This window comes from Aquidulcibacter sp., assembly GCF_044346625.1.
Lineage (GTDB): Bacteria > Pseudomonadota > Alphaproteobacteria > Caulobacterales > Aquidulcibacteraceae > Aquidulcibacter.
This window is the reverse complement of sequence record NZ_JBIIYV010000099.1, coordinates 1-7,495: the sequence shown is the minus strand read 5'-3', so window position 1 is coordinate 7,495 and position 7,495 is coordinate 1. Positions and strand designations below refer to the sequence as shown.

Genomic DNA, 7,495 nt, shown 5'->3' with positions numbered 1-7,495 from the left:
CCTGTATGGCAGATGTGATGCGCCTGTGCCCGCGGGAAGCTTCTGCCCGCGACCGTCAGGGCGTTCGCGCCTGCCTCAAGGCTAATCTCTCCAGGACCTCACAAGCGTGCCAAACCAGCTTGAGGACCGCCGGAGCGGATCGTGAAGCGCAAGGCAGTTCCAGCCGCCCACCTTCTTCTAATCGGTTAACCCCTCCCGCACCCAAATCTTAGGAGTTTACATGTCACCTTGGATCATCTGGGGCACTGCCTTGTTGTTCTATCTTCTATTCCGGCTTTGGTACGACAATTGGCAAGGGCCGGTAAAGCCACACGAGATCGAAGCTTTCCTAGATTCTGTCGGGGATAGACTGGAGGAGACCGGCAATAGCCGGGCGATCCTGAGAGCATTTCTAGAACAAGATGATGGGGGTGAATTCCTCATGCTCAATCTCGTCAAGGCTGAGATGGGCGAGGTTGAGGACCCAAGAACCGGTGAAATGGTGCGGGGCGTCGAGTTGTTAAAGCGTTACTCTGAACGCTTCATGCCGGTACTGCTGGGCCGCGGCGGCCATCCGGGCATCGTTGGGCGCAAAGTTGGAGGCTATGTGGACGCTTGGAACACAACCCCCGATCCGGGCTGGACGTTATTTGGCTTAATGCGCTACCGCAGTCGGCGCGACATGATGCGCTTGGCCTCTGATCCAGCTTTTATTGCCGCCCATCCTGAGAAGATTCTGGGAACACCGGTGACATTCTCCTTTCCAACCAAGAGGATGATTAGCCTCTATATCGGGCCTCGCGCGTCGGTTCTTTTGATCCTCGCCTTGGTGGCCGCTCTGGTTCAATTGGCCTGGGGGGTGTGAGGGCGCGAGCGGGGGAAGGATAATGTGCCGCCTGCCAGCAGGCTTTGATAGTCGACTTCTGGCTCGGTGATTGGCCTGCCACGCAGCGTAACATCTGCTGCAGCTGACCGAGTAATCTGCAGCATTTTCCCCTTCGACAAATGAAGTCGGGCTTGAGGCACCAAAGGGCGGCCTAAAGTGAAGCGCCCACTGGCAGGCTCAACCGGGTAGAAGCCCAAAGCAGCAAAGATGTACCACGCACTCATCTGCCCACAGTCGTCATTGCCGACTATGCCGTCAGGACGATCCGAATAAAACGTCCGGGCAATCTGCGCGACCCTCTCGTGGCCGCGCTCCGGCGCGTCCGTATAGGCATAAAGCCAAGCGATATGATGGCTGGGTTCGTTGCCGTGCGCGTATTGGCCAATCAAAGCCTCTTGACCTAAATGCTTGTTATCGCCCAGAGACGGAAGAGAAAAGAACCGATCCAACCAGCGCGCCAACCCACCTGGTCCGCCAACAAGCGCACGAAAACCCTCTACATCGTGCAGCGCAGGGGTCGCCGTATATTGCCAAGCATTGGCCTCGGTATAATCGCCGGGGTTATTCATGGGCGAAGTGGGCACCAAGGGATCAAATGGGGTTCGCCAGCCACCCGCTTGATTGCGCGCGCGCATGGTTTGGGTTCCCGGATCAAAGAGCTCTTGATAGCCCCGCGCGCGGGATTGAAAGCGCTGCGCGGCATGATCCTTGCCCAAAAGCCGCGCAACCCGCGCCACAGCATTGTCGCCAATACCATACTCCAACGTCTTGGAGACGGCTTCGCCTTCGCCGAGGTCATAGGGTAGATAGCCGTATTTCTCGTAAGCCATCCAATCTTTTTGGGCCCAAGATGGGGCATTTGGGCGCGGTTGCGTCGACGTGGCAATCATAGCGGCCAAGGCCTCCTCGCGATCAAACCCGTTGAAGCCCTTTAAAACCGCATCGGCAATGACCGGCAGAGCGGGGTTGCCGATCATCGTCCAAGTCTCTTGTCCCCATGCGGTCCAGAGTGGCAGATAGCCTTGAGCGCGATGATGATCCAGAAGGGTTTGAACCATTCCGTCCACGCGCTCAGGGACGATCAAGGTGAAGAGCGGATGGACCCCTCGAAACGTGTCCCAGAGCGACAAGGTGCTGTAGTAGTGCCCTGTCTTTGTTTGGATCACCGCCCCTGCCGGGCCACGCACACGTCCATCAACATCGGCTATATCGCTTGGGTGGATCAGGGTGCGATAAAGCGCTGAATAGAATATCCGCTTCTCTTTGGTACTTCCCTCGATCTCAATCCGTCGCAAGAGGCCGTTCCACTGCCTGCGGGCGCCCTGCACAACGGCCTCAAATCGTGGCTGCCCAAAGGCGGCTAGATTTGCCTTGGCACCGGCAACATCCACAGTCGATAGCGCGATCCGGGCCTCCAACTGCTTGGCCTGCCCCAAGTCAAACTCAAGGATAAAGCGTGGGGCTTGGTCACCCGGCCGGCCGGGCAGAGTAATGATCCGTGCAATCGGTTGATCAAACCGAACAACGAAAGACGCCTCACGCGCCACCCAGTTTTTCGACCAGATAGTGCCGTTGATCTCGCCACTACTGGCATCTGTTTGAACTTCCGATTTCAAGACGCGTGGGCCATCGCCAAACAAAATGCCATGCTGAAGATCAAGGAGGACTTGCACCTTCCCGGCGCGCTCAAAGGTATAGCGTTGAATTGCAACGCGTTGACTGGCCGTTAGCTCGACGCGAACCCCATGATCCTTCAGCGTCACTGCGTAATAACCAGGGCTCGCTTGCTCGGTCGTCTTGTCGAAACTGCTGCGGAAGTTCGTGGTGGCGCTGCTCCATCTGGTACCAGTTGACGGTTGGAGCAATATGTCGCCCAGCTCACCAATGCCAGCGCCGCTGATATGGGTGTTGGAGAAGCCCATAATCGAGCGGTCTTGATATTGATAGCCGCTCGAATAACTCCAGCCGCGATCTTCCATATCAGGGCCTGGTGCCACCATGCCGAAGGGTACAACAGCGCCGGGAAAAACGTGCCCTGTACCATCGGTTCCAATGAAAGGATCGACAAAGCGAAGGGGATGTTTCTCAAGCGCGATTGTTGGTGTGGCAGCCACGAGAAAAGCCAAGCCATAGAGCCAACAGAGAAGTCTACTTAGAGCTTTCATCTTTATTTTTGCTCCTGACCGTCACTGGGCAAAAAACATCAAGGACCGATACAGATTTGACTTCCAATAGTCCCAGTCATGGCCGCCGGACAGCTCCTCAAAGGTGTGGGCGATGCCGGCGCTTTCCATTTTTTGATGTAAAATGCGATTGGCTCCCAAGAGTGGATCTTGTGTGCCGCAATCAAAGCGGATCGGTGGCAAGGACCCTTTGGCCCCCTCTAGCGCCGCGAAAACATCTTGATCGAAGGCTTGCGAACTCCAGCCGTCGGTTGTCTCTTCAATGAGGTTGGCCAGCTGGTTTATATGGGTCGCCGACGAATGGGCGCTGATCGCCTTATAGAGGCTCGGATATTTCGCACCGAGACGCAGCGCTGCAAAACCCCCCATAGACAGCCCAGCAAGATAGCGCGGGGAAGCGGGGCTACACGCCTTTGCCAATTGGTAGGCGATCGTTGGAACTTCCTCGACAATCCAATGCTCATAATTAGCATCAGTATGGGGAATATATCCTGAGCCGTCGCCCCAAAGGCCATCTGAGGGCATCAAAAGTACCATGGGCGGGATCAGGTTTTGCGCCATCAAGGCCCGGGCGGTGAGGTGAGCTTCGCCTTTAAACGCCCAGGCCCAATGCGAGCCGTAAACACCATGCAGCAAGGTAACGATTGGCAGCGATGTTCCTTCTTCCACATCTTCGGGCACGAAAGCGGTCACATCCGCCCGTCGCCCCAATGCCTTGCTCTTCACCGTAATGTGGGAAAGGCCTTTTGGGTCAGCAGTCAGCTCAGCGCGTTCAAAGGTCCTAAACATGAGAGCGGCCATTTTCAAAGATTACGACGCCTTTGGCCGTGCGCCCAGCCAACATATCGTCGATTGCCGCATCCAAGGTCTCCAAGCGATAGGTTTTGGAGATCATGGAAGGTAGATCAAGGGCGCCTTCGACCGCCCAGCGCATGAGGCGCGGGAAGTCTCGGTCCGGTTCACAGCCCCCATAGAGTGGTGTCACATAGCGCTTATCCCACCAAAACCAGGGCATGGGCACCTCAACGGGTCCATGTGCGCCGCTGACTTGAACCGCCATCCCACCATTGCGTACCAGTCGCAAAGGCAGGAAGGCCAATGCTGCAACCCCGGTTGCCTCAAAGGCAAAATCGACCCCGCGCCCAGCGGTCAAAGCCTTAATCTGAGAGGTAAGTTGATCATGACCTGCATCAGAAGGACTGGCGAGAATCAGGTCAGTTGCCCCCATATGTCTCGCACGGTCCAAACTATCCTGACGCAAGTCGATCGCAATAATCTTGCTGACGCCAGCTAAGCGCGCACCCTGCACAACCGATAGGCCGACGCCACCGCAGCCGACTATCGCCAGGCTGTCGCCCGGCTGGGGTTGGGCAATATTCAAGACCGAGCCGACACCCGTCATCACGCCACAGCCAAGAATACACGCCTGCTCTAATGGGATTTCGGGTAGAAGCGGTGTCACGGCTGAACGGCGCACGAGCGTAAACTCGGCAAACGTCCCTAGGTTAAAGGCGCGCTCTATCGACTGGCCTTGCCACATCGTGTGATCTTGGCCGGCCCGGCTTGAACCCAAAGTCTCAGGATCAATACCGTGCGAACGCTCGCAGATATTTGAGTGCCCGGTTTCACATTGCTTGCACTGACCACAAGGTATAGCCCAGTTCAGCAAAACAGGGGTGCCAAGTTCTAGGTCGCGGACGTCGGGACCAACAGCCTCGACCCAACCAGCCCCCTCATGCCCCGCCACCAAGGGACCATCCCAGGACAAAGAGGCATAGTCCGTATGGCAAACCCCCGCTGCACCGAGTGCGACCCGCACCTCATCGCCTAAAGGTGCACGAACCGATATCCTGTCAAGGACGAAGCCTCCTTGGCCATCGGTAATGGCGGCAAGGCCAGTGCGAGTTACAGCGTCTGCCACCGCGCTCACGCTTTCCCCTCGAAGATAACCGGATTTTTGGGGGTTCGAATAATTTCGCCGATACGCGCACCCGGGCACCATTGTGCCCAATCACCCTCCTGAATGGCGTTGGTAGGCTCTTGCAGGACCATATCCGCGTCCATGTAGATCACCGTCATCACGCTGCGAGGGCTGTTGGAGACGTTGGGGCCAGCCTTATGAAAGGTCCAACCCAAATGGAAACTGACATCACCCAATTCATAAGGATTTTGAACGAAGGGAAAGCAGCGGGATTCCATCATCGCTGTAATCGCGGCCTCGCTTTCATCGGAAATGCCAAGGTCGCGACCAAAGGCTTCATGTTGGCTGCCAGCATAAAAGCAAAGCGGACCCATGTCGGTAGGAACGTCTTGTAGCGGAATCCAGGCGGTAACGGTGCGATCGGTTGAGAGCGGCCAATAATATTGGTCGGCATGGGCAGGGGTGATGCCACCACCGGGCTCTTTATAGAGCGATTGATCATGATATAGGCGCACGCCCCCTACACCCAACAACTCTGCAGCGATCCGGCCAAGTGTCTTTCCCAAGACGAAGGATTTTACCCGCTCGCTCTGCTCCCACAAATTCATAACTTGTAAAAAGGCACGATCATAAGTGGTGCGCTCTTCCAAGGGCTTTGTCTGGGTCGAAAGCGCAATCGTCAATCGTGTGATTTCGCGACCATAGTCGGCTAGAACGTCAGGGGGCAGAACGGATTTTAGATGAATAAAGCCATCCTGCTCAAACTGGCGAATGTGCTCCGGCGTAAGGCTAAATGGGCGGTCAAGTTCACCATCGAGAGCAAGGGTCATGATTGGAATCCTTGGTTTTAAAGCGGATTTAGAGAGATCAGAAAGGCGGAAACCGGTCCGAGGGTGACCTCATCCTCGGCAAACTGAATAGCACCGACGGCCAAATCCGGTTGTCTTCGGCTATGGAACAAGCCGGAAATCGTGCGGGTCTCGCCGGAGAAATTGAAGCCTGCAAGGCAAGAAGCTTCGCCCAATGAGCGCGAGAAAATGAGGCAGGCCTCATCCTCATAAAGCACGCTAAAGCCTCCAAGACGCAGAGCTGGGTTCGACTGCCGAAACGAAATCGCGCGTTGGGCAAAAGCTAAAACCGAAGCTGGATCCTTTGATTGGATATCCACGCTTAAATCTCTGTGCGCCTCAATAATCGGGAGCCAGGGCTTAGCAGTGGAAAAGCCCAGGTTTTCCTCATCATGCGACCAAGGCAGCACGGTACGGCATCCATCACGGCCTTTGTTTGCGGGCCAATTCGCAAGGCCCAACGGATCGCGCAAATCCTCATAGGCTAAGTCAGCTTGGGTCAGACCCAGTTCCTCGCCTTGGTAAAGAAAGATTGTGCCGCGCAGGGAAACTAACAACGCCAAAGCAAACTGAGCAAGGTGGTGTGTCGGGGCATCAAGTTTCCATCGGCTGGCGACGCGGGCACAGTCGTGATTGCTAAGCGCCCAAGATGGCCAAGCAGTTGCGCCGGCCCCTGTTGTCCAAGGCTGCATCGCCTCGTGAAAATGCTGTGGGTCCGCCCGGTCACTCAATAATTGAAAAGAATAGGCCGTATGCAGACGATCTGTGCCAGCCGTATATTCAATCATCCGAGTGAGGTTATCGTCCGAGCCGATTTCACCCACGACAAAGGTCCCCGGATAGAGGTCAAGAAGCGTCCGAATCTTATTCAAGAAGGGCAGGTTTTCAGCCTGGCAGACGTTGTAGATATGCCGCTGCATTGTCGCGGGACTATCTCCTAACTTTGGCGGGTTGTTTCGTAGCGCTTTGTCGTGGAAGTAATAATTGACGGTATCAAGCCGGAAACCATCAACGCCGCGGTCCAACCAAAAGCGCCCGACACCTAAAATTGCCTCTTGAACTTCAGAACAATGGAAATTGAGGTCTGGCATCTGAGGCAGGAAGTTGTGGAGGTAATATTGCCCCCGCCTTGGCTCCCAAGTCCAGGTCCCGCCGCCCATCCAGCTTTGCCAATTGGTTGGGCACGCCCCATCGGGCAAAGGGTCAGCCCAGACAAACCAATCTGCCCTCGGGTTTGACCGGCTTTGTCGGCTTTCTTGAAACCACGCATGCTCCAGCGCGGTATGGGACCAAACCTGATCGATAATGACTTTAAGGCCCAGCGCATGCGCGCGTGAAATCAGCGCGTCAAAGTCTGCCATGGTGCCAAACATGGGATCGATAGCGCAGTGGTCACTGACGTCATACCCAAAATCACGCTGGGGTGAGGGAAAAAATGGCGAGAGCCAAATCCCGTCAACGCCCAGCGCTGCCACATAGTCGAGTTTGGAGGTCACACCGCGCAAGTCTCCGATCCCATCGCCATTGGAATCGGCAAAGCTGCGGGGGTAGATTTGATAAAGCGTGGCACCGCGCCACCAGTGAGGATCGGAAGATTGCGTCGTCAAGTTGATATCTCTGGGACTGGCCTATGCCCTGCACCAAGCAAGGCTCCAGTTTAGAGTTGAAAGTGCTTTTT

General features: G+C 55.9%; 6 protein-coding genes. 1 reads left to right on the top strand and 5 read right to left on the bottom strand.

The annotated features are described in order from the left end of the window. The first annotated feature begins 220 nt into the window (after positions 1-220). A complete protein-coding gene (locus ACIQ20_RS15025) occupies positions 221-844 on the top strand; it encodes a hypothetical protein (protein ID WP_395781699.1) in 624 nt (207 codons plus the stop codon). Here ACIQ20_RS15025 and ACIQ20_RS15020 read toward each other — a convergent pair. The 5 genes from ACIQ20_RS15020 to ACIQ20_RS15000 are packed head-to-tail and all read right to left on the bottom strand — an operon-like array spanning position 823 to position 7,424. Further along, positions 823-3,030 carry a GH92 family glycosyl hydrolase gene (locus ACIQ20_RS15020; RefSeq protein ID WP_395781697.1) on the bottom strand — a complete coding sequence of 736 codons (2,208 nt, stop codon included), beginning with the start codon at positions 3,028-3,030 and terminating at the stop codon, positions 823-825. The genes ACIQ20_RS15025 and ACIQ20_RS15020 overlap by 22 nt on opposite strands. A gap of 21 nt (positions 3,031-3,051) precedes the next feature. After that, positions 3,052-3,837: an alpha/beta hydrolase gene (locus tag ACIQ20_RS15015; protein ID WP_395781695.1), complete on the bottom strand. Its 786-nt coding sequence runs from the start codon at positions 3,835-3,837 to the stop codon at positions 3,052-3,054. Then, on the bottom strand, positions 3,830-4,978 hold the full coding sequence (locus ACIQ20_RS15010) for an alcohol dehydrogenase catalytic domain-containing protein (RefSeq protein ID WP_395781693.1): 1,149 nt from the start codon (positions 4,976-4,978) through the stop codon (positions 3,830-3,832). The genes ACIQ20_RS15015 and ACIQ20_RS15010 overlap by 8 nt, the downstream gene beginning before the upstream one ends. Next, positions 4,975-5,799 (bottom strand): phytanoyl-CoA dioxygenase family protein, encoded by an 825-nt coding sequence (locus ACIQ20_RS15005; protein ID WP_395781691.1) that lies wholly within the window; start codon positions 5,797-5,799, stop codon positions 4,975-4,977. Before ACIQ20_RS15005 ends, ACIQ20_RS15010 begins: the two co-directional genes overlap by 4 nt. Before the next feature lie 17 nt (positions 5,800-5,816). Beyond that, positions 5,817-7,424 (bottom strand): alpha-amylase family glycosyl hydrolase, encoded by a 1,608-nt coding sequence (locus tag ACIQ20_RS15000; protein ID WP_395781689.1) that lies wholly within the window; start codon positions 7,422-7,424, stop codon positions 5,817-5,819. Positions 7,425-7,495 lie beyond the last annotated feature (71 nt).

Excerpts from the sequence above, each read along its gene's own strand:
- ACIQ20_RS15025 (WP_395781699.1), top strand. The coding sequence starts at position 221 with ATGTCACCTTGGATCATCTGGGGCACTGCCTTGTTGTTCTATCTTCTA.
- ACIQ20_RS15020 (WP_395781697.1), bottom strand. The coding sequence starts at position 3,030 with ATGAAAGCTCTAAGTAGACTTCTCTGTTGGCTCTATGGCTTGGCTTTT.
- ACIQ20_RS15015 (WP_395781695.1), bottom strand. The coding sequence starts at position 3,837 with ATGTTTAGGACCTTTGAACGCGCTGAGCTGACTGCTGACCCAAAAGGC.
- ACIQ20_RS15005 (WP_395781691.1), bottom strand. The coding sequence starts at position 5,799 with ATGACCCTTGCTCTCGATGGTGAACTTGACCGCCCATTTAGCCTTACG.